The following is a 20154-nucleotide window of genomic DNA, read 5'->3' as shown; positions in this document are numbered from 1 at the left end:
AGCGATGCAGACGGGAGACGAAACGGGGGCCGACTCGCTCCTGCAGGCGAACCGGGATCAGTGGGAAACGCGGCTGGTACCGTTGACGGTCATGATGCGAACGCGCTCGCCTACACGGAAAATCTCGTTTTCCTGCACTTCCTGCACATAGGCGCGCATGGAGCCGTCGTCTTCGCGAACGGTGATCTCGACGCCCTGGGTACGGGTCAGGCCTTCTTCGGTCGCAGCGCCCAGCAGGCCACCCGCAACCGCACCGATCACAGCCGCTACCACACTGCCACGCCCGCCACCGATGGCGCTGCCGCCGACACCGCCGACGACCGCACCGGCGCCTGCGCCGATCGGGGTCTTGGTGCCTTCGATCTTCACCGGACGCAGCGATTCGATGGTGCCCATGCGCACGGTCTGTACCTGGCGTGCTTCGTCGCGCGAATAGGTGTCTCCGGTCAGGCTCGACTGACAGCCGCCCAGAAGCATCGCTACCGCAGAGAACGAAGCGACTAGCAGAACGGATTTACGCATAGCATTTCCTCCAGATTGGATGCTCGTCCATTAGACTCCGCAGCGGCGGAAACTGTCACCCGGCGCCTGAACAAACTGCCGACCCGTTCAGTTTCCATACAGACTCACCACTCGGACAACGCCAAGGCGCCCGGGTGCCGCCAGAGCAAGGGTAGTTCATGGATTACTTCATCATCGTCACCACCACCGCAGCGGGGCTGTATTTCCACTGGTGGATTTACGTGCGTATCAAGCGCTGGATGGACCGTGACCTGGCGCTGTCCCTCGCCGGCGCGGACGCCGCTCGCCGCAACTACATGCTCGAACAGCTGCAGGCCGCCCGCCGCGAGAAGGTCAAGCGCAAGGACCTGCCCGCCTGGCTGGAGCGCGCCGCCCAGCGCTACCCCGGGGCCTGAGCCCGCCCCGCCAAGGCCCAGAGCCGGGCGATATCGGCGGCACGCGCCTCCAGTTCATCGCCAGCCACGGCCATCGCCCGCTCCAGCGTCATCGGCCCGGGCACCAGGCTGAAGGCCGCCTCGATACCCGCCTCGCGCAGGCGCTGGTAACCCGCCCCCAGGCTGCCCGCCAGGGCGATGACCGGCACGCCGGCGGCCCGTGCGACACGCGCCACGCCCACCGGCGTCTTGCCATGCAGGCTCTGGGAGTCGAGACGCCCTTCTCCGGTGATCACCAGGTCGGCGCCCTGCACCGCCTCGGCCAACCCGGCCAGTTCAGCGACCAGCTCGATCCCCGGACGAAAACACGCCCCGAGGAAGGCCCGGGCAGCGAAGCCCAACCCACCGGCCGCACCGACGCCGGGTTGCTGGCTGTGGTCCTGCCCCAGTTCCTGGGCGACCACCTGTGCATAACGTTGAAGCGCCGCATCCAGCTGCTCGACCTGTGCCGGGCTCGCACCCTTCTGCGGGCCGAAGACGTGGGAGGCGCCCCGGGAACCACAGAGCGGGTTATCCACATCCGCCGCGACTTCGAACCGCACATGGGCGAGGCGTGAGTCGAGGCCGCTGCGATCGATCCGTGCCAGGTCGGCCAGCGCGGCACCACCGGGTGGCAATTCGCGCCCGTCGGCATCCAGCAGGCGCAGCCCCAGGGCCTGCATGAGGCCGGCCCCGCCATCGTTGGTGGCACTGCCGCCCAGGCCGAGGATGATGCGCGTGGCGCCGGCGTCCAGGGCCTGGCGGATCAGCTCACCGGTGCCGAAGCTGCTGGTACGGGTAGCGTCCCGCTCGCTGGCGGGCACCAGATGCAGCCCGCTGGCGGCAGCCATTTCGATGATGGCGCTGCCCTCCCCCAGCCAGCCCCAGTGCGCCTCGACCTCATCCCCCAGCGGCCCGCGCACGGTCGCCGTACGGCGCTCGCCACCACTGGCCGCGAGCACGGCATCCACCGTGCCTTCGCCGCCATCGGCCATGGGCCGCAGCAGCACTTGGGCCGCCGGGAATACCGACGACCAGCCGCGCCCGATGGCGGCAGCCACTTCGGGCGCGCTCAGGCTTTCCTTGAAGGAATCGGGCGCAATCACAATCTTCATCGGGTTACCTCGGGATGTGCCCGGAGCACCAGGCTCCGGGCGGTACTGCGGTCAGAGCAGGATCAGGCTGAGCAGCCAGGTGACGAGCATGCCGACGATACCCTGTACCAGGGTCGCCAGGGTCTGCGCGCGGTAGGCCAGGGACACCGGCATACGGCTGAACTGGGTGACCACCCAGAAGAAGCTGTCGTTGGCATGGGACACGGTCATGGCGCCGGCGCCGATGGCCATCACGGTGAGCACACGGCCCATCTCGCTGTCCAGGCCAAGCTGGCCGAGCAGAGGCGCCACCAAGGCGGAAGTGGTGACCAGCGCCACGGTGGTCGAGCCTTGTGCGGTCTTCAATGCGGCGGCGACCACGAAAGGCATGAACAGGCCGATGCCCAGCGCCGAGAGGGTGCTGCCCAGGTAGTCGCCCAGGGGAGTGACCTTGAGCATGGCGCCGAACGCGCCGCCGGCACCGGTGATCAGCAGGATGGGCGCAGCGGAGACGATGCCCTCCACCACACGATCATGGAATTCCTTGCGCTTGTCGTCGCTCTTGAGCAGCGTGCAGGCCAGGGCGACACCCACGAGCAGGGCCACTACCGGCTGGCCGAGGAAGCTCAGCAGGCCGAAGAAAGTGCCGCTGCCGAAGGGCTTGGCGGGGAAGGCGGCGATGGAGCCCAGGCAGATCAACAGGATGGGCACGAAGATCGGCGCGAAGGCCTGGAAGGCACTGGGCAGCTTGCCGTAGCCGGCACGCAGGGCGGCGAAGTCCTGGTCCGCCGATTGCGACAGCGGGTCGTCCTCCAACTCCACCTCACGGCCGATGAAGCGGTTGGCCCACCACATGCCGGCCAGGGCGGTGGCCAGTGCCACTACCAGCCCGACGGCGATCACCAGCCCGAGGCTGGCATCCAGGCCCAGGTTGCCGGCGGCGGCGATGGGGCCGGGGTGGGCGGCACGAAGGTGTGGGTGGCGTAGAGGCCGGTGGCCAGGGCCACGCTCATGGCCACGGTGGAGACGCGCATGCGCGCCGCCAGGGCGTTCTTCAGCGAGTTGAGGATGACGAAACCGGAATCGCAGAACACCGGGATGGACACCAGGTAGCCGATGATCGACATGGTCAGGGTGGGGAAGCGTTCGCCCAGCAGGCGGATGACCGTCTCGGCCATGGTGATGGCCGCGCCGCTGCGCTCGAGGATCACGCCGATGACGGTCCCCAGGACGATGACGATGCCGATGTAGCCAAGGATGCTGCCGAAGCCGGTGGTGATGGTCTTGACGATCTCGCCGGTGGGCACCTGGTAGGCGAAGCCGGCGATGAAGGCCGCGGCGAGCAGCGCGAGGAAGGGGTGCAGTTTAAAGCGAGTGGTGGACAGCACGATGAAGGCGATCAACGCCGCCAGGATCAGGACCAGGCCCATGTGCGGACTCCTTAGTTGTTGTTATGGATGCCGGATAGCCGCCCGATTCTGCGCGATCCCGAGCGCAATAGCCTTATGCATACGACCTAACGGACAGCGTCTTCGATGCCACCCATCCGTGCATTCGCACAATCGACCTTGGGCCAGCCCAGCAGGTCCAGCCCCAGGCCGAGCAACAGCAACTGGTCGTGACGCGGGCGCTCCAGCCCCACCAGTTCGGCGATGCGCTCCAGCCGGTAGCGCAGGGTGTTGCGGTGAATGCCGAGGGCCTGGGCGCAGGCATTGCCGTGCCCATCGTGCTCGCGCCAACACTGCAGGGTGCGACGCAGCACGCCGTCGTCATCCGCATCGACCAGCGCCTGCAGCGGGCCGAGCCAGCGCCGTAGCAGCCAGTTGCTGCGCTGGCTGAACAGCAGCGTCGACAAGCGGTGCTCCTCCAGGTGGAAGATGCGCTGCTGCGCTCGGCAGGCACGGGCGAAGGCATGCAGCGACCGGGTCGCCAGGGCGGCTTCGCGCAGGTCACCGATGCCGGCCTGGGGGTCGCTGATGCACAGGCGGGCGATGCCCCAGCCACGTTCGTCGGCCTGGGCCAGCCAGGCATCGTCATCGCGCTCGGCACTGAAGAGGCGGCAGCAGATCAGCTCGCGGGCCGACAGCGCCGCACACAGCATCCCCTGTCGGGCCAGGCCATCCAGCACCCGTGCCCGACGCTCCTGCGGGTCCCCCTCCTCCACCAGTTCCAGCACGCAGACCTGCTGCCTCCAGGGCAGTTGCAGGCCAATGCGCTCGGCTTCGGCGGCCAGGTGCACCAGGTCGGTCTGCGGATCGGCGAGCTGGTTCAGCCAGGCGTCCAGCTGGTGGCGCTGCCAGTGCCGCTCGGCCTGCAGCTGACGCTGCTCCACCAGCATCTCGGCAGCCATGCGCACCAGTTCGGCATAGGGGCGCACCGCATCCGGCTCGCCGGTGATGCCGAGCACGCCGATCAGCCGCTCGGCATGGAACAGCGGCAGGTTCACCCCGGGACGCACGCCGCGCAGGCAGGCGGCAGCCTGCTCGTCGATCTCCACCACGCGGCGGTTGGCCAGCACCAGTTGGGCACCCTCGTGGCGGGTATGCACGCGCAGCGGGTCGCCACTGCCGATGATCATGCCCTGGGCATCCATGACATTGATGTTGTACGGAAGGATGGCCATGGCGCGGTCGACGATGTGCTGCGCCAGGGTGGAATCGAGTTCGAGCATGGGCGGCCTCCAGGGGAAGCCGCCAGTCTACAGGGCGCGCATGCCGCTCAGGAAAGCCTCAGGGGGCGAGGCGTTCGAACATCCACTGGCCATCGACCAAGCGGTAGTTGAGGCGGTCGTGCAGGCGGCTCGGGCGACCCTGCCAGAACTCGACGCGCTCCGGCAGCAGGCGGTAGCCGCCCCAGTGCGGCGGGCAGGTGGGCGCCAGGTTGAGGAAGCGTCGCTCGGTTTCGGCGAGTAGTTGTTCCAGCTCGGCGCGGTCGGCGATCACCCGGCTCTGGGGTGAAGCCCAGGCACCGATGCGGCTGCCCAAGGGGCGCACCTGGAAATAGGCATCGGACTCTTCCGGGGTGACCCGCTCCACCCGGCCTTCGATGCGCACCTGGCGCTCCAGGCTGGGCCAGAAGAAGGTCATGGCGGCGAACGGACGGGCCGCGAGCTGCTCGCCCTTGGCGCTGTCGTAGTTGCTGAAGAAGGTGAAGCCCCGCGCATCGAGCCCCTTGAGCAGGAGCACCCGGCAATGCGGGCGGCCGTCGGCGTCGACGGTCGCCAGGGTCATGGCGTTGGGTTCGACCGGCAGTTGCTCGGTCTTCACCGCGTCACCGAACCATTGCTGGAACAGGGCGAAAGGCTCCTGGGGAGCCTGGGCTTCGCTGAGGCCGTCGCGGGTGTAGTCGCGACGCATGTCGGCGAGGGTCTGGGTCATCTCGGCGTCCTGCAAAAGGAAAGGCCTAGCTTACCCAAGCAAGGCTCATTTGCCTTGATCTGCCGCAACCACTTGCTGGGCCACCTTCGGCGGCTGGTTGTAGCGGGCCAGCAGGGCGACCAGGGTGTCCTGCGGGGTGAGGAGGATTTCCACGCGGCGGTTCAGGGCACGGCCGTCCTTGCTGTCGTTGGCGGCACGGGGCATGTCGGAGCCGACACCCTTGAGCGACAGGCGGTCGCGCTGCAGGCCACTGAGGCGGAAGATCGCCGCCACCGCCTGGGCGCGCTCCTGGCTGAGCTTGCGGTTGAGGGCGTCTTCGCCGGAGGTGTCGGCATGGCCGAGAACCAGCACACCGGTCTTCGGATCGCCTTCCACCAGCTTGGCGACACGACTGAAGGGGCCGAGGGTGATGGGCAGCAGCATGCTGGGGCGATCAGGGTTGAAGGAACCTTCCACCGGCGCGGTGACCACCAGCAGGTTGTCGCGGCGCTCCACTTCCAGCTTGCTGTCCTTCACCGCCTCGCGCAGGCGCGGCTCGTACTGGTCCAGCCAGGCCTGGGTGAGCTTCTGGTCGACCTTGGGCACCTCGGCCTTGGCCACCTTGTCGTCGCTGCTACCGAACGGCCACCACCAATGGCTGGTGCCGCTGTTCTGCGCGTGGGCGTCCGCAGCCGGCTTGTCGTGGCTGAAGGTGCTGCAACCGGAAACGGTCATGCAGAGGATCAAGGTGGACGACTTGAGCAGCTTCATCGCGGGGCCCCCGTAACAGGTAAAAGGAGAAGGCGATACGCCATCGCATGATGGCGCATCAATCTCAGGTACAGGCTGAAATTCTGGACGCAACCCCTTCATCCGCAAAGGGATATTCCGTGCAACTGACGAGCGGTTCCGCTACAGGCAGCTCGCCAGGGTGCGGGCCAGATGCTGGGCGCGCGGGTCCATCAGCACATAGGGGCCGAGGGTGTTGGTGACGAAACCGAAAGCGACCTCGCGCTCGGGATCGGCGAAACCGATGGAGCCACCGGCGCCGGGGTGACCGAAGGCCAGGCGGCCCATGCCGTAGGTGGCGTTGGCCACGTCCGGCTGGTCGAGCATGCAGCCCAGGCCGAAGCGAGTGCGGGTCAGCAGGGTGCGGTCGTCGCCGATGGCGTGCTCGCGGGTGAGCTCGGCGAGCAGCGCGGAGTCGAGCAACTGGCCGTCCAGCAGGCCGGCATAGAAACCCGCCAGGCTGCGGGCGTTGCCGTGACCGTTGGCCGCCGGCTGCTGCATGCGCCGCCATTCCGGCTTGTTGGTGCTGGTCATGATCGACGGCGGGTTGGTGAAGGCGCGGGTACTGAGGGAGGTGGGCTCGGTCATCATGCACTTGAGCAGGCGCTGGGCCGAAGCGTCGCCCATATTGCCCTTGGCGCGGGCGATGTGGGCCACCCGGTGGAACTCGGCGTCATCCAAGCCGACGTGGAAATCCAGCCCCAGGGGGCGGGCGATACGCGCGGCGATGGATTCACCCGGGCCACGGCCATCGGCCAGGCGGATCGCCTCACCGGCCAGCCAGCCGTAGGTGATGGGGGCGTAGCCGTGTTCCTCGCCGGGCGTCCACCAGGGTTCCTCGGCGGCCAGGGCGGCGGTCATCGCCTGCCAGTCGTAGAGCGCTTCGGCCGGCAGCGGCTGACGGATCGCCGGCAGGCCGGCGCGGTGACTGAGCAACTGGCGCAGAGTGATGCGCTCCTTGCCGGCGGCGGCGAACTCGGGCCAGTAGCGGGCCACGGGGACGTCCAGCTCGAGCTTGCCCTCGCCCACCAGCTGTAACGCAGTGACGGCGGTGAAGGTCTTGGTGCAGGAGAACAGGTTGAGGATGGTGTCGGTCTGCCAGGCCTCCTGGCCGTCCTTGTCGGCCACCCCGGCCCAGAGGTCGAGCACGGTCTCGCCGCCCACCTGGACGCAGAGCGCGGCGCCGCGCTCCTGGGAGTCGTCGAACAGGGCGGCGAACGCGTCGCGCACCGCTTCGAAACGCAAATCGAAGTAACCCTGGGTCTGCACCGGCACTCTCCTCGGAAAAAAATGACGGCGGCATTGTTACCAATGCCGCCGTCTTTTGGGAACCTCGCCGAAGTTCGGCGCAGGGTCCATCGGTCAGTCGAATGACTCAGGATGCATCAGGCGCATCCTGCTTCTGCGCCGGGTCGGTCTCGACCTTGGGCGCCGGGTCCGGCTTGGGCGTGGCCTCGTCTGTGGGCTTGCCGACGGGCTTCTCCGATTGCTCGGGCTGCTCGGCAGGCGTGGGCGCAGCAGGCTCGGCTTGCGGTTTGGCCTCAGGCTTCGACTCGGGTTTCGGCTCAGGCTTGGCTTCGGGCTTGGCGGCAGGTGCCGCAGCGGGCTTCTGCTCGGGCTTGGCCGCAGCCTTCTCCGCCGGCTTGTCGGCCGGTTTGGCTTCTGCGGACTTGGCTTCGGCGGGTTTGGCCAGTTGGGCGGCGACATCCAGGTTGGCCTTGCGCACCGCCTTGATGAAGCCGTCGTAGGGACGGTCGGTGATGCCCACCAGGCCGAGGTGGCCGTTCTCGCCGTCGAGCAGGCGGCCGCTGGCCGGCTGGTCGAGGTACTGGAACCAGTGGGCGCCGACGATCAGCTTCTCCTCCAGGGCCTTCTTGAGGAAGTTGGCGTAGGCCGGGCCACGTTCCTCTTCCTTGTAGACCTCGGCGACGCCGCCCCAGAACGGGCCGCGATCGCGGGAGCCGAAGTGGAACTCGGTGACCATCAGCGGCTTGTCCAGCTGGCGCAGGTACTCGAAGTCGTAACCGTGCTGCGGCTCGCGGGTATAGAAGTTGAAGCTCAGCACATCGCAGTACTGGGCGCAGGACTCCACCGCCTCCGGCACGCTCGCGGCGAAACGGCCGCCCAGCAGCAGGTGGTTCGGCGCGTGCCACTTCATCGACTCGGCGATGGTCTTGAAGTAGGTGTCGGCGAAGAAGCGCTGGAAGCGCTTGAGGTCTTCCTCGATAGCCGGGTGCTCGGGGTTCGGCAGCGGCGCCTCGAAGCCCGGGTCCTCCATCAGCTCCCAGGCCGGCAGCTCGATACCCCAGGCCTGGGACAGGCCCTGCTGGTTGCGGTACTTGTCACGCAGCTGCTTGAGGAAGGCACGCTTGGCAGGCACGTCGGTGGTCAGGCGCAGGGTGCCGTAGGCCAGGGCGTAGCGGGACTTCGGATCGGCGCCGGGGCCGGCCCAGGCCAGCTCGTTGTCGGCGAAGTAGCCGATCAGCCAGGGGTCGTCGCGGTGGTCACGGGCGGCGATGGCGATGGCACGTTCGGCGGCCATGGCGAAGCGCGGGTCGAAGGGGTCGGGCATGCCGCCCCACCAGTCGAGCCCGGTGCTGATGGTGGCGTAGTCGCCATGGATCGACAGCGGGATGGTGTAGGGCATGCGCTGGCTGGTGTTGAACTCGCCCGCGCTCCAGTTGCCGACAGTGTTGAAGCCCCAGGCCTTCAGGCGCGCGATGCTGTGGTCGACCCAGCGGGCCTTGTCCTGCTTGCCGTAGGTGCGTTCGAGGTTGGCGCCGTAGAAGTCGTACCAGCGGCCGTGGTCGAAGTTGCGGCCCTTGGTGGAGCCGGTGTCGCGGCGGCTGTCGCCATTGCCGTACCAGGCGGCCAGGGGCTCGCCGTCCTTGGGCAGCGCGGTGAACATCGCCTCGCGGCCTTCGACGTAGGTCTGGCTGTGTTCGGGGGTGACGGCGTTGACGCCGAGGGAATAGAAGGGATGGCCGTCCGGGGTCACCAGGTACCAGCGCTCGTCGCGCTTCTCGGTGCGGAAGAAGCCCTTGGCCTCGAAGCTCGGGCCGGCCAACCAGCCGCCGTAGGGGTCCTGCTCGGGCAGCTTCTTCTGCCAGTCGTCGAGCTGCTTCTGCTCCTGCTGGGCAGCGTTCTTGAGCTGCTCGTCGTTCTTGATCTTCTCCGGCCAGTCGCCGCGGGTGTACTGGCCGTAGGTGTCGATCAGGCCCTTGTAGTAGTCGTCCTGCAAGCTTTGCTCGGCGGTGCCGAAACGGCCCAGGAGGACGCTCTGCACGGCGTTGGGGTGGTCGAGGGACAGGGTCACGGCGCTGACCTTGGTCAGGTCCAGTTCGCCTTCCACCTCGGTGGCCAGCAGGTAGCGCTTGCCGTCGCGGCTCCAGGGTTGCGGCGGCGCGGCACGCATGCCATGGGCGCGGGGCGAGGTGGCGGTGAGCGGCACCAGCAGCGTCTGCGCCGGGCCGGCCGGCAGGGCCAGGCGGGTGCGCACGGTCTTGCCGTCGGCGCTTTCGATGGTCACGTCCAGGGTCAGGGCCCAGTCCATGGCGCTCTGCAGGCGCAGGCTCATGGCGCCGGCCTTGCTCCAGTCCCAGGTGCCGTTCTGCGGCGCGAGGCGCAGGCTGGGCTTGTCGGCCTGGTTGAAATTGAGGCGGCGGAGGATTTCGCCCTCGGGCGTGTTCTCGGCGGTCACGCTGGGCAGGCCCGCGTCCTGGGTGGTGACGGTGACGGAGTCCAGCGGGCGTACGAAGTTGAACAGTGTCTCGGCCTGTGCCGCCGTGCTCAAGCCACCGATGGCGAGCAGGATGGGCAGCAGCAGCGCTGGTTTGGTTCTGGATGACATGAAACCGATTCCCCACATGAAGTCAGTGCATAGACAGCGGAATGGGCGAATGTTGCCCGCGATCTGCAAAACCGTGCCCGCGCAAGCCGGCAATGATCGCAGAGGCGGGCCCGGCGTCAAGCGCCGCGGTGGTCTGTTTCAGCCGATCTCGCGGCGGAAGGGCGGCAGCGCGTTGAGAATCGCCTTGCCATAACGCTGGGTGACGACCCGTCGGTCGAGCAGGGTGATGGTGCCGCGATCGGACTCCGTGCGCAGCAGGCGACCACAGGCCTGCACCAGGCGCAACGAGGCGTCGGGCACGGCGATCTCCATGAAGGGGTTGCCGCCGCGCGCCTCGATCCATTCCGACAGCGCGGCTTCCACCGGGTCGTCGGGCACGGCGAAGGGGATCTTGGCGATCACCACGTGCTCGCAGTAGGCGCCGGGCAGGTCGACGCCCTCGGCGAAGCTGGCCAGGCCGAACAGCACGCTGGTCTCGCCGTCGTCCACCCGCTGCTTGTGCTTGTTCAGGGTCTCCTGCTTGGACAGGTTGCCCTGGATCAGCACGCGCTTGCGCCAGTCGCGGTCGAGGCCATCGAAGACGTCCTGCATCTGCTTGCGCGAGGCGTAGAGCACCAGGGTGCCGCGCGAGCCTTCGACCAGCTGCGGCAGGTCGCGGATGATCGCCGCGGTATGGGCGGCGGCATCGCGCGGGTCGGCCTTGAGGTCCGGCACCTTGAGCACGCCGGCATCGGCGTGGTGGAAGGGGCTGGGCACCACGGCGGTGACGGCCTTCTTCGGCAGGCCGGCGCGCATGCGGTAGCGGTCGAAGGTGCCGAGCGCGGTGAGGGTCGCGGAGGTCACCAGGGCGCCGTAGGCGACGTTCCACAGGTTCCGCCGCAGGGTCTCGGCGGCGAGGATCGGGCTGGCGTTGACCTCGATGTCGTAGGCCGAGCCGAACTCGGCCAGGGTCAGCCAGCGCGCCATGGGTGGGCTTTCTTCCGGGTCTTCGGCGGTGAAGGCGGTCCACAGCTCCCAGTTGCCCTGGGCACGCGTTTGCAGGCTGCCGAACAGCGGGTACCACTCCTCGGCCTGGTGGCTGGCGATGCCGACGCCGGCCTCCCCGTCCATGGCTTCCTTGAGCAGTTCGGTGAGCCGGGTGAAGACGTCGTTGAGCTTGGCGAAGCCCTTCTTCAGCTCGATGCCCATTTCGATCAGGTGCTCGGGCACCACGCCGGCCTCGAAGCGGTGGCGCGGGCGCTCGCGGCCTTCCATGTCTTCGCCGGCACGGAAGTCGGCGACCTCCTCGCAGGCGGTGAACATGAACTGCTGCTGGGTGCGGATTTCCCGCGCCAGCTCCGGCACGTTCTCGATCAGGCGGCCGAGGTCGCCCGGCAACGGGTGCTGGGCGAGGAGCTTGGTGAGGTTCTTGGCCACCGTCTCCAGCCAGTCGGCGGTGGAGCGCAGGCGGGTGAAATGGGCGAAGTGGCCGATGGCCTTGTCCGGCAGGTGGTGGCCTTCGTCGAACACATAGAGGGTTTCGCGCGGGTCCGGCAGTACCGCGCCGCCGCCCAGGGCCAGGTCGGCGAGGACCATGTCGTGGTTGGTGACGATCACGTCCACCTTGGTCATGCCCTCGCGTGCCTTATAGAAGGCGCACTGCTGGAAATTGGGGCAATGGCGCTTGGTGCACTGGCTGTGGTCGGTGGTGACGCGGGCCCAGTCCTGGTCCTCGATGGCCTCGGGCCAGGAGTCGCGGTCGCCGTCCCAGCGGTTGCCGGCGAGTTTCTCGATCATCTGGTTGAGCAGCTTCTGGCCACTCTCGTCGACGTCGATGCGGAAGCCTTCATCGGCGAACAGCTGGGCGGTGGCGTTCTGCGCCTGGCCGTCCTGCAGCAGCATGTCGAGCTTGGACAGGCACAGGTAGCGGCCACGCCCCTTGGCCAGGGCGAAGCTGAAGTTGAGGCCGCTGTTGCGGATCAGGTCGGGCAGGTCCTTGTGGACGATCTGCTCCTGCAGCGCCACCGTGGCGGTGGCGATCACCAGGCGCTTGCCGGCGGCCTTGGCCGAGGGGATGGTCGCCAGGCTGTAAGCGACCGTCTTGCCGGTGCCGGTGCCCGCCTCCACCGCGACCACGGCGGGCTCGCCATCGCGATGGCCTTCGTCGTCGGTCTTGATGGCGCCCAGCACCTTGGCCACTTCGGCGATCATCAGGCGCTGGCCATAGCGGGCCTTGAGCCCCTTGGCTTCGAGAAAACGGGAGTAGGCGCCCTGGATCTGGGACTTGAGTTCGGTGCTGAGCATGGATTCTTGCGGGCGCGAAAGGCTGGATAAATTTTCAGTACTTTAACAGGGCGGCTATCATAGCGCGCCTTGTTTCCGACTGGAGAAAACCCGATGACGCCCTTCGCCGCCCTCTACGCCGTCCACGTCCTCGCCGCCCTGGTGTGGGTCGGCGGCATGTTCTTCGCGTGGATGGTGCTGCGCCCCGCCGCCGTCCAGGCGCTCGACGCGCCGGCACGGCTGAAGTTGTGGGTGGAAGTGTTCCGCCGCTTCTTCCTCTGGGTCTGGGTGGCGGTGGTGCTGCTGCCGGTGAGCGGCGTGGGGATGATGCACATGCGCTTCGCCGGCTTCGACGGCGCGCCGCGCTACGTGCACATCATGATGGGCCTGTACATCGCCATGCTGGCGCTGTTCCTGCGGGTCAACGCGCTGCAGCTGCCCGAGCTGCGCCGCGCCGTGGCCGCCGAGGATTGGCCGGCAGGCGGTGCGGTACTGGCCCGCATCCGCCGCCTGGTGGGCAGCAACCTGCTGCTGGGTTTGTTCCTGATAGCGATCGCTGCGGCGCGCCCGAATTTCTGAAGGGCGCCTCTAAAAACTACCTGTGTTGCCATTGCCTGAAGGCGCGGCACAGCGATTCTTCGAGCTTTTACTGGATACGCACCACATCGAGCTGGCCGGCAGCCCCCGCGCTGCCCGGCTGGCCAGGTTGCCCCGGGCGGCCCTTGGCGCCGGCAGCGGTGCGGTAGAACAGGCAACCCTTGGCGGAACCGCCACTGCCCGCCGCGCCGGCTTCACCCGCCGGACCACCGGCGCCGCCTTCCAGACGCACCTTCACCTGCTCGACAGGGAAGTCCGTGGGCACTTCCAGGCGGATATGGCCACCCGCGCCGCCAGCCTGGCCGTCACCGCCGTTCTGGCCGTCATAGCCACGGCTGGCGCTGCCCCAGAGGCAGCCGCCGGCATCGCCATCGGCACCGGCGAGCCCGCTGTAGCCGGGCGTTCCGATGCCACCGCGGACATCCAGTGTGATTTCGTCCACCCGCACCTGCTCCAGGCGCAGGCTCAGGTCGCGCCCTGCGCTGGCGCCTTTCTTCATGCTGCCGGCCGCGCCGGACGCGGTGATGTGGCCACCGGTGCCGATCTCACCCTGGCGCACCACCAGGCTGAAGGGCTGGTCGGACGGGGCGATGCCGATGCGCGCGTCGCGGCCCATCACCAGCTCGCCAATGCGCAGCTCGGTGACGCTGGCCGGGATCACCAGGGTGCCGTAATCGTTGACCACCACGCGGTCGAGGCTGAGGGAGCCGACCCGGGCCGGCAGTTTGAGCAGGCTGTTGGCATCGACGCTGACGCCGCTTTCGGCCAGGACGACAGGGCTGGCCAGCAGGGCCAGCAGGCAGTACTTACGCATGTTCGCGGCCTCCCTGGGAACGGGGCAGGCCGAGCAGGTGGAAGACGCCGAACAGCAGCAGTTGCAGGCGGTCGTTCCAGGGGCGCGGGCGAGCGCGCAGCTGGCTGTTGCACACCACCAGTTCCAGCAGGTGCAGGCCGAGCACCAGGGCGGCGACGGCGTTGAGCAGTGACGCGAATGGTCGGGCAAACGGTTCGATCAGATTGGCCAGCACCGCCAGCCAGAACACCAGGGCAACCAGCTTGCCCACCCCCAGGAAAAGTTTCATGCCACCCCCCTCTGTTTTTTTAGTCCGCCGACCTTACTCCTCGTCATCGTCGCTGCCAAATGGCGGGCAGAAAGAAGGGGCCACGAGGGCCCCTTCGGTGTTGCACCGGGTGTTCAGCGAGCGACGTGGATCTCCACGCGGCGGTTCTGCGCGCGCCCGGAATCCGTGCCGTTGTCCGCCACCGGCTGGCTTTCGCCCTGCCCTTCGGTGGTGACCTTGTCCGCCGGGACGCCCTGGCTGATGAGGTAATCCGCCGCACTCCTGGCACGCCGTTCCGAAAGCCCCTGGTTATAGGTATCGGAACCGACGCTGTCGGTGTGCCCCACGACCTTGACGCTGACCATGGCGGCCCCCGTCAGGCGTGTAGCGACATCATTCAGCTGTGTCTTCGCGTCACTGGTGAGCTCGGCGGAGTCGAAGGCGAACAGCACCTTGCCCTGGTCGCTGAGCACGATGACTTCGCTCTGCGGTGCGGGAGCCGGAGGAATGGGCTCCTCGGCCTTGACCACGGCCGGGTAGGTCTTCTGCGGACAGCCATTGTGGTTGACCTGGGTCCCGGCTGGAGTATTGGGGCACGTATCACGGCGGTCGAAGACCCCGTCACCGTCCTCGTCGCCATCCTGGGCGTAACAGATCAGACCGCCGACGATGGCACCTGCAACGGCGCCTCCACCAGCCCAAGCGGAACTCTCGATAGCGCCCAGCCCACCGCCGGCCAGACCGCCAATCGCACTGCAAAGAGGCCAGTTCCCCTGGTTGAGCGGCGCGTCGCCCGTACTGGACGTCGAGGCGCAACCCGAGAGAACACTGCCGACCAGAAGAAGTAGAGCAGCCCGTGAGAAGGTTCTCATGGTGAGGGATCTCCTGTGTCACCGGTCCCATACCGGTAACACAGGAGTAAAGACCCGCCCGTCACGGCGCACAAGCCGCGCGCCGCAACGGCTGCGGGATTCAGCGGTCGATAAGGATTTCCACCCTGCGGTTCAGCGCGCGGCCGTCGGCCGTGCCGTTGTCAGCGACCGGCTGGCTTTCGCCCGCACCACTGACGCCGGCGATGCTGCCCTTGGGTATGCCGGTCGAGACCAGGTAGTCCGTCACGGAATGGGCGCGCTTCTCGGAGAGTTTCTGGTTGTAGCTGTCGCTGCCGACGCTGTCGGTGTGACCGGTGATGGTCAGCTTGGCGGTCGGGGCCTCGTTGCGCAGGCGGCTGGCGATGGTGTCCAGCTTGGCCTTGTCGGCCGGGTCCAGCGCGGCGGAGTCGAAGGCGAACAGCAGGTCACGGACGACGATGGTCTCGTCCTCGACCACCACCACTTCCTCGACCTCTTCCACTACGGCAGGCTCGGGCGGGCAACCGTTCGCATCCACCTGCACGCCCGGCGGAGTGCCCGGGCACTTGTCGCGACTGTCCGGCACGCCATCGCCATCCTCGTCGCCATCGCCATGGACCCAGCAGTAGCCGGCGGCCATGCCGCCGCCGAGCAGCGCCCCCCAACCCGCCCAGGAACTGCTTTCAATCGCACCCAACGCTGCACCGCCTACACCGCCTACTGCTGCACACTTGGGCCAGTCGGTCTTCTGCAGGCCGGCGCAACCGGTCAGCAGGGTCGACACAAGTAGCAAGGGTATTGCTGTCCTTGTGATGCTCATATGCATGTCTCCTCGTGATATCGGCCTTTGGAAACCGATAACCTGGGAGTAAAGACGGGTGATTAAAAAACCGCCAGCACTAGGCCAGCAGCGGGCGGCAGGCTAGTCTTCGCAAACTTGTCCGAGGATTTTCGATGACTGCCAGCTTCTCCTCCCGCACCCCACAACAGGCCCTCGCCGCCCTGCTCGACCGCTATGCACCGGCCCGCCTGCTGCTGGTGGGCAACTCACCGCTCCCGGCCCTGGAGGCCTTCGCCCGCGCCCACCCCGACAGCCAGGTGGTGCAGGTGCCCGCCGGCCCGCTGCCGGCCGAACAGGCGGCGCAACGCTTCGACCTGGCGCTGGTCGCCGACTGCCTGGAACACCTGCCCAAGCGCACCGCCCTGGAGCTGCTGGGCGGCATCCGCAACCTCAACGCCAGCCGCATCGCCGTGCTGGTGGACCTCGGCGCCTGCGACTGGACCGACACCGACTTCTTCGCCCTGGCGTTGCAGGCCACCGAACGCTTCCAGCGTGATGACCAGGTGCTCAGCCTGTTCACCTACGACCTGCGCGAATACAAGCAGGTGCCCGATTGGCTGAACGCGAAGTTCTGGGCCAACCCCGAGAACTTCGGCAAGTACTGGTGGTGATGCCATGAGCGCAAGCACATGCCCCTGCGGCAGCGGCAACCTCCTCGACCTGTGCTGCGGCCGTCACCACGGCGGCCACCCCGCCCCCAGCGCCGAGGCGCTGATGCGTTCGCGCTACAGCGCCTATGTGCTGGGCCTGGTGGACTACCTGGTGGAGACTACCCTCCCCGCCCAGCGCGAGGGCCTGGACCGCGAGGCGATGAAGGCCTGGAGCCTGCAGAGCACCTGGCTGGGCCTGGAGGTGGAAGCCTTCGAGCTGCTGGGCGGCAAGCCCGAGCACGCACTGGTCACCTTCGTCGCCCGCTGGCACGACCAGGCCGGCGAGCACAGCCACCGCGAGCGTTCGTCCTTCGTGCAGAACGACGGGCGCTGGTACTTCATCGACCCGACCGTGGAAACCAAGGCGGGGCGCAACGACCCCTGCATCTGCGGCAGCGGGCAGAAATTCAAGAAATGCTGTGCGGGGTACCTCTGACCGAGCGCCCCGCTCCGGAAGGATTCGCCAACCGACAACAAGGAGATGTCCATGCGCATGCGCACCCTGCTCGTCCCGCTTCTCGCGGGCCTCGCCGGCCTCGCCCAGGCTGCTGAAGTCCAGGTCAGCCTGGGCAGCCAGGAACGGGTCACCCGCCTGTTCGCCTACCCCAACAACTGCAACGTCATCTGTTACCGCGACTGGACCCTGGAGCAAACCGTCGAGCACTACCTCGGGCAGAGCCTGAAGCGCGACGGCATCGCCGGCGGCCAGGTCAAGGTAGGCCGCGACGACAAGGGCCTCTATGCCCGCTTCAGCGGCGTGCCCGCCGACTACGGCGTGCCCCTGGTGCAACTGCTGGACAGCGGCGACCTCGCCTACAAGGGCGCCAGCCAGCTCAACAGCGACGGCAAGTGGCAGTACAGCTGGTACCTCTTCCTGCCCCTGGGCATGGCCCTGGAGAACCGCCGCAGCATCGAGCTGCTGCACTTCCCGCCGGACTACTCCCTGACCAAGGCCCAGGACTACCTGGAGTCGGCCACCACCGATCGCTGGGCCGACCTGCTGGTGCAGAACGGCGTCGCCGCCGACGACACACCCGGCTACCAGACCATCATCGACATCGCCCCCATCGCCGCCCCCGCCAGCGCCGGCAGCGACCTGGAAGGCGTCTACAGCTACTTCACCCCCTACCAGACGCGCATGGTCGAGCAGCTCACCAAGGGCAAGCCGGCACTGCCGATGGTGGCCTTCGGCGGCCCGGTGCGCAGCTGGATCAAGCAGCAGTACGGCACCACCATCGGCGTGCTCGGCCTCGGCACCATCAGCCCCACGCCCGAACAGAAGGTGCCGGTGCTGGGCAGCAACCACCCCAGCTACATCTGGTACGCCGCCGACCCGGAAAACTACGACGGCGACCAGGCCAAGGCCGACGCCACCGGGCTCAAGGTGATGGGGCAGGACCTCTCCGCCGCCTGCTGGCAAGCCGGCATGGGCAAGGACCATTCCGCCAACCCGAGCAGCACCCTGGATAGCTGCAAGCAGAAGTGGCAGGTGACCGACAAGGTGCAGACCTGCGAGCTGTTCTACACCTCCATCCGCAAGCTGGACGCGGACAAGGCCAAGGAGAAGTGCACGGCCTCCTGAAGCGCCGCCGCTCCTTCGCACCAATGAAAAGCCCGCCGATCGGCGGGCTTTTCACATCAGGCGCTCACTCCTGCAGGCGCAGGTGCGAGATGTCCGGCGGCGGGCCGGCCGGGGCGGCCTTGGCCTGGCCCATGTCGCTGCCCACCGGCGCCAGGCTGAACTGGCTCAGGTCGACCTTGGGCGGCGTCGCGTCGGCCTTGGCGTCCTGCAGGTCGGCACCCACCGGGGCGATGCCGAAGTCCGGCGCCTCCACATCGATGAAGGCCGCCATGTACTCGTCGCGCGGGGCCACCTTGAGGCGACCCACCGCTGCCGGCTCGCCGGCCGGCTGGGTGACGGCGGCACGCACCGGGGCGGCCACCGGCGACTCCGGCGGCGGTGGAGCCAGCTCCACCTCCTCGATCTCGACGTCCATCGACACCACGTCCACCACCGCACCGGCACGCTCAAGCGTTGCACGATATTTCTCGGCGGCAGCCTCATCGAGGTTGTTCTTGATCACGATGCGCCTGCCGGAGAACAGCATGGCGATACGTTGCGCGTCAGCCTGAAAGAGCTTGGCCATGTTGGCCTGCACCAGCTCCAGCCGGGCTCCCGGAACCAGTTGGCCGGAGAAAGCGATCTCGTAGCGGCTCATGGTCACACTCCTGTCCGAAACAGACAGCAGTATGGCGCAGGTTTTTTTCTGCAAACAACAAGTTGCAGCCAAGCAGTTGCTTGTTACACTTGAGCGTCGATGGAGTAATGCAATGTTTTCTCAGGCGCAAACGATAAGAATTCTCAGCCTACTAATGTTACTGGCCCTACCTTTTTCGGGCATGACCGGATGTTCCACCTGGATGACCGGCGACTTCCGCGATCCGGACGTACAGCTGGTGAAAGTCGATGTAATCAAGGCCAAGCTTCTCGAGCAGCAGTTCCTGCTGCGCTTCCGTGTGGACAACCCCAATGACGTCAGCCTGCCCGTGCGCGGCCTGGTCTATACCGTCCACCTCAACGACGTGAAGCTCGCCTCCGGCGAATCCAGCACCTGGTTCACCGTCCCGGCCAACGGCCACGAAACCTTCGATGTCCCGGTGCGTACCAACCTCTGGCGCCACATGAAGTACATCGTCAAGCTCCTGGAGAAACCCGACGAAGCCATTCGCTACCGCCTCGAAGGCGAAGTGAAGACCGGCCTGATGTTCGGCAAGAGCGTGCACCTCTCGCGCAATGGCGAGATAATCCCGGGCAACTACATCCCGGAGTGACGTTCCATGAGTCAAGAACCCCATGTCCATGGCCCCGACTGCAACCACGACCATGATCATGACCACCACGATCACGGCCATGTGCACGGCCCGCACTGCAACCACGGCCCCCAGGAGCCGGTGCGCAACCCGCTGAAGGAAGTGGGCCGCAACGACCCCTGCCCCTGCGGCAGCGCGAAGAAGTTCAAGAAGTGCCACGGCGCCTGATCCGCGCCAGCACGACCAAGGCCCGTCTAGCACGGGCCTTTTCGTGGGTGCCGGGAATACTTTAGGCTGGCCGCCCGCTTCCTGAGGAGTCCCACCATGATCGACTTGTATTACTGGACCACCCCCAACGGCCACAAGATCACGCTGTTCCTCGAGGAGACCGGCCTCCCCTACCGGATCCACCCCATCAACATCGGCAAGGACGAACAGTTCCAGCCACACTTCCTCAAGATCGCCCCGAACAACCGCATTCCCGCCATCGTCGACCACGCCCCGGCGGACGGCGGCGAGCCGCTGTCGCTGTTCGAGTCCGGCGCCATCCTGCTCTACCTCGCCGAAAAGACCGGCCGCTTCATCCCGCAGGACCTGCGCGGCCGCGAAGAAACCCTCCAGTGGCTGTTCTGGCAGATGGGCGGCCTGGGCCCGATGGCCGGGCAGAACCACCACTTCAACCGCTTCGCCCCGGAGAAGGTGCCCTACGCCATCCAGCGCTACGTGAAGGAAACCGCTCGCCTCTACGGCGTGCTCGACAAGCGCCTGGCCGATCGCCCCTTCGTCGCCGGCGCCGAGTACGGCATCGCCGACATGGCCATCTACCCCTGGATCGTGCCGCACACCTTCCAGGAACAGGACCTCGACGACTTCCCCAACCTCAAGCGCTGGTTCCAGAGCATCCAGGCCCGCCCGGCCACCGTTCGCGCCTATGACCTGGTGGAAAAGATCAACCCCGCTGCCGCTAAAAAGTAGGGCCTCCGCCGCTTGCGCAGTGCGAGGCCGCTCTCTAACGTAGCGCGTTTGAAAACCGCTGCCTCTTCGGGAGATACCGCTC

19 protein-coding genes and 3 pseudogenes are annotated in these 20154 nt (G+C 67.2%); 8 read left to right on the top strand and 14 right to left on the bottom strand.

What is annotated here, in order from left to right:
• Positions 1-57 precede the first annotated feature (57 nt).
• Positions 58-522 carry an outer membrane lipoprotein gene (locus ACXI0U_RS04430; protein WP_031287607.1) on the bottom strand — a complete coding sequence of 155 codons (465 nt, stop codon included), beginning with the start codon at positions 520-522 and terminating at the stop codon, positions 58-60.
• 158 nt (positions 523-680) lie between these two features.
• On the opposite strand from ACXI0U_RS04430, the gene ACXI0U_RS04425 reads away from it, so the two are divergent.
• Positions 681-917, top strand: coding sequence for a hypothetical protein (locus ACXI0U_RS04425; protein WP_021219221.1), 237 nt, complete (start codon positions 681-683; stop codon positions 915-917).
• On the opposite strand, the gene ACXI0U_RS04420 is transcribed toward ACXI0U_RS04425, so the two are convergent.
• From ACXI0U_RS04420 to dinG, 8 genes and pseudogenes are all read right to left on the bottom strand, one after another.
• A complete protein-coding gene (locus ACXI0U_RS04420) occupies positions 902-2050 on the bottom strand; it encodes a glycerate kinase (RefSeq protein ID WP_350448034.1) in 1149 nt (382 codons plus the stop codon). The genes ACXI0U_RS04425 and ACXI0U_RS04420 overlap by 16 nt on opposite strands.
• Before the next feature lie 51 nt (positions 2051-2101).
• A pseudogene (locus ACXI0U_RS04415) lies at positions 2102-3459 on the bottom strand (GntP family permease).
• An 86-nt stretch (positions 3460-3545) separates the two neighbouring features.
• Positions 3546-4700 (bottom strand): sugar diacid recognition domain-containing protein, encoded by a 1155-nt coding sequence (locus tag ACXI0U_RS04410; protein WP_350448033.1) that lies wholly within the window; start codon positions 4698-4700, stop codon positions 3546-3548.
• Between the two features lie 58 nt (positions 4701-4758).
• Positions 4759-5406, bottom strand: a complete 648-nt coding sequence (gene pdxH, locus ACXI0U_RS04405; RefSeq protein ID WP_184491446.1) for a pyridoxamine 5'-phosphate oxidase — start codon at positions 5404-5406, stop codon at positions 4759-4761.
• A gap of 48 nt (positions 5407-5454) precedes the next feature.
• A pseudogene (locus tag ACXI0U_RS04400) lies at positions 5455-6156 on the bottom strand (OmpA family protein); the annotation flags it as partial.
• Positions 6157-6297: 141 nt separating this feature from the next.
• Complete coding sequence (locus ACXI0U_RS04395) at positions 6298-7443, bottom strand: EstA family serine hydrolase (RefSeq protein ID WP_021219215.1); 1146 nt, start codon at positions 7441-7443, stop codon at positions 6298-6300.
• Positions 7444-7753: 310 nt separating this feature from the next.
• A pseudogene (locus ACXI0U_RS04390) lies at positions 7754-10024 on the bottom strand (beta-agarase); the annotation flags it as partial.
• Between the two features lie 138 nt (positions 10025-10162).
• Complete coding sequence (gene dinG / locus ACXI0U_RS04385) at positions 10163-12307, bottom strand: ATP-dependent DNA helicase DinG (protein WP_271660321.1); 2145 nt, start codon at positions 12305-12307, stop codon at positions 10163-10165.
• 93 nt (positions 12308-12400) lie between these two features.
• On the opposite strand from dinG, the gene ACXI0U_RS04380 reads away from it, so the two are divergent.
• Positions 12401-12865: a CopD family protein gene (locus ACXI0U_RS04380; protein ID WP_021219212.1), complete on the top strand. Its 465-nt coding sequence runs from the start codon at positions 12401-12403 to the stop codon at positions 12863-12865.
• A gap of 67 nt (positions 12866-12932) precedes the next feature.
• On the opposite strand, the gene ACXI0U_RS04375 is transcribed toward ACXI0U_RS04380, so the two are convergent.
• From ACXI0U_RS04375 to ACXI0U_RS04360, 4 genes are all read right to left on the bottom strand, one after another.
• Entirely contained in the window at positions 12933-13697 is a 765-nt protein-coding gene (locus ACXI0U_RS04375) for a hypothetical protein (RefSeq protein ID WP_043242797.1), read from the bottom strand.
• On the bottom strand, positions 13690-13965 hold the full coding sequence (locus tag ACXI0U_RS04370) for a DUF1145 domain-containing protein (protein WP_043242798.1): 276 nt from the start codon (positions 13963-13965) through the stop codon (positions 13690-13692). The genes ACXI0U_RS04375 and ACXI0U_RS04370 overlap by 8 nt, the downstream gene beginning before the upstream one ends.
• A 113-nt stretch (positions 13966-14078) precedes the next feature.
• Positions 14079-14816, bottom strand: coding sequence for a PA1041 family peptidoglycan-binding anchor lipoprotein (locus ACXI0U_RS04365; RefSeq protein WP_021219209.1), 738 nt, complete (start codon positions 14814-14816; stop codon positions 14079-14081).
• 100 nt (positions 14817-14916) lie between these two features.
• A complete protein-coding gene (locus tag ACXI0U_RS04360; RefSeq protein WP_031287601.1) occupies positions 14917-15615 on the bottom strand; it encodes a PA1041 family peptidoglycan-binding anchor lipoprotein in 699 nt (232 codons plus the stop codon).
• Between the two features lie 134 nt (positions 15616-15749).
• Here ACXI0U_RS04360 and ACXI0U_RS04355 point away from each other — a divergent pair, with 134 nt between their 5' ends.
• From ACXI0U_RS04355 to ACXI0U_RS04345, 3 genes are read left to right on the top strand one after another with little or no spacing between them, the layout of a single operon-like run.
• Positions 15750-16247, top strand: a complete 498-nt coding sequence (locus ACXI0U_RS04355; RefSeq protein WP_265167870.1) for a DUF6231 family protein — start codon at positions 15750-15752, stop codon at positions 16245-16247.
• Positions 16248-16251: 4 nt separating this feature from the next.
• Positions 16252-16722 carry a YchJ family protein gene (locus ACXI0U_RS04350; RefSeq protein WP_043242799.1) on the top strand — a complete coding sequence of 157 codons (471 nt, stop codon included), beginning with the start codon at positions 16252-16254 and terminating at the stop codon, positions 16720-16722.
• A gap of 51 nt (positions 16723-16773) precedes the next feature.
• Positions 16774-17868, top strand: coding sequence for a hypothetical protein (locus ACXI0U_RS04345; RefSeq protein WP_479549819.1), 1095 nt, complete (start codon positions 16774-16776; stop codon positions 17866-17868).
• Positions 17869-17932: 64 nt separating this feature from the next.
• Here ACXI0U_RS04345 and ACXI0U_RS04340 read toward each other — a convergent pair whose 3' ends face one another.
• Positions 17933-18505 (bottom strand): hypothetical protein, encoded by a 573-nt coding sequence (locus ACXI0U_RS04340; protein ID WP_184491469.1) that lies wholly within the window; start codon positions 18503-18505, stop codon positions 17933-17935.
• 112 nt (positions 18506-18617) lie between these two features.
• On the opposite strand from ACXI0U_RS04340, the gene ACXI0U_RS04335 reads away from it, so the two are divergent.
• The 3 genes from ACXI0U_RS04335 (at position 18618) to ACXI0U_RS04325 (ending at position 20072) form a co-directional block, all read left to right on the top strand.
• A complete protein-coding gene (locus ACXI0U_RS04335) occupies positions 18618-19118 on the top strand; it encodes an LEA/WHy family protein (RefSeq protein WP_479550026.1) in 501 nt (166 codons plus the stop codon).
• Positions 19119-19124: 6 nt separating this feature from the next.
• The gene (locus tag ACXI0U_RS04330; RefSeq protein WP_021219202.1) at positions 19125-19325 is read left to right on the top strand and encodes an SEC-C metal-binding domain-containing protein; all 201 of its coding nucleotides are present in this window, start codon (positions 19125-19127) and stop codon (positions 19323-19325) included.
• A gap of 96 nt (positions 19326-19421) precedes the next feature.
• Positions 19422-20072 (top strand): glutathione binding-like protein, encoded by a 651-nt coding sequence (locus ACXI0U_RS04325; RefSeq protein ID WP_043242801.1) that lies wholly within the window; start codon positions 19422-19424, stop codon positions 20070-20072.
• Positions 20073-20154: the final 82 nt, after the last annotated feature.

It is taken from the genome of Pseudomonas sp. C9D1 (assembly GCF_056491235.1).
The sequence above is the reverse complement of the archived record's forward strand: the minus strand, read 5'-3'. Positions and strand labels throughout refer to the sequence as shown.